This is a genomic window from Streptomyces sp. NPDC005752 (genome assembly GCF_040630715.1).
Classification (GTDB): Bacteria; Actinomycetota; Actinomycetes; order Streptomycetales; family Streptomycetaceae; genus Streptomyces.
In genome coordinates this window covers 1-1,388 of sequence record NZ_JBEXYB010000099.1, presented here as the reverse complement: position 1 = coordinate 1,388, position 1,388 = coordinate 1, and the positions used below count along the sequence as shown (strand labels likewise).

Genomic DNA, 1,388 nt, shown 5'->3' with positions numbered 1-1,388 from the left:
ACGTCACGGTGGATCTGGACTCACGCCCCGCACAGGCCATCGAGGGCATCGCCTACTTCACCGTCTCCGAACTCCTCCAGAACGTCAGCAAGCACAGCCGTGCAGGCACGGCGTCGGTCGACGTGTGGCGGTCCGGCGACCGGCTGATGATCCGGGTCCGGGACGACGGGAAGGGCGGTGCGCGGCTCGACGGCGGTACGGGCATGTCGGGACTGGCGGAGCGGCTGGGGGCGGTCGACGGGCTGTTCGTCCTGGACTCCCCCGAGGGCGGCCCCACCACGGTCACCGCCGAGCTGCCCTGGCGCGACCGCGCGGACCTCGCGGACGTCGCGGCCAAGCCGGTCGGAGCGGTGTGACCCGGCCGGCCGCCGGGCGGTGCACGCCCGGGGCCGGGTTTCTCCCTTGGTGGGGAAAACCCCCTGCCGGACACGGAGACCGTCCCCATGGTGGCGCGGCCCCCGGCACAGGAGTCTTGAGGTATCGGCCGCGAATCGGCCTGCGGGGAGTTCCCGCTCCCGAAGACCCCGCGGGAAGCCCCCGCTCGGAAGAAACGGACGGACGCCACTGATGGCCACGGCTTACGGACCGGACACGCGGAACCACCACAGCCCCGGGACGGACGGCCGCCCCCCGGTGAAGCACCTCCTCCCCGCGGCCCTGCGTGCGCCCTTCGAGGCACGCACGTGGCGCGAACTGGCCTACGTGCTCCTGAGCCTGCCGATCGGCGTGGTGCTGTTCTGCTTCGCGGTCACCATGGTGTCGCTGGGGCTGGGCATGCTGATCACCTTCCTCGGCATTCCGATACTCGCGGCCGGCCTGGCGATGTGCCGCGGTTTCGGCGCCCTGGAGCGGGGCCGGGCGCGCGCCCTGCTGAATCTGGATGTCGCGGATCCCGCACCGGTGCGCGGAGAGGGCGGCGTGATGTCCTGGGTCGGCGCCGTGCTGAAGAGCGGGGTGTCCTGGCGCCACCTCCTCTACGCCGTACTGCACATGCCGTGGGCGACGGTGTCGTTCGCCGTCGCGGTGAACTTCTGGGCGTACGGCTGGGCCGCGTTCAGCTATCCCCTGTGGCGCTGGGTGTTCCCGGCCTACGCGGGCATCGACGGCATCCAGCTGTACGGCGACAGCACGCACCAGGTCTATCTCGACTCGCCCTTCGAGGTGGCGTTCACCTGCGCGTTCGGTCTGGCTCTCGTGCTGATCACGCCGTGGATCATCCGCGGTCTGGTGTCCGTGGACCGGTTGATGGTCCTGGGGCTGCTCGGCCCCTCCCGGCTGGCCACCAGGGTCTCGGAGCTGGAGTCGGACCGGGGTGTGGTCGTGGACACCGCCGCCGCGGACCTGCGCCGCATCGAACGCGACCTCCACGACGGCGCACAGGCCCGGCT

The 1,388-nt window shown here is 71.5% G+C and carries 2 protein-coding genes; both read left to right on the top strand.

Annotated elements, in window-relative coordinates:
- Window positions 1-356, top strand: a 356-nt coding sequence (locus ABZ441_RS33540) for an ATP-binding protein (protein ID WP_358981197.1), incomplete at its 5' end; no start/stop codon positions are given.
- Window positions 357-567: 211 nt separating this feature from the next.
- On the top strand, window positions 568-1,388 hold an 821-nt coding region (locus ABZ441_RS33535), incomplete at its 3' end, for a sensor domain-containing protein (protein WP_358981195.1).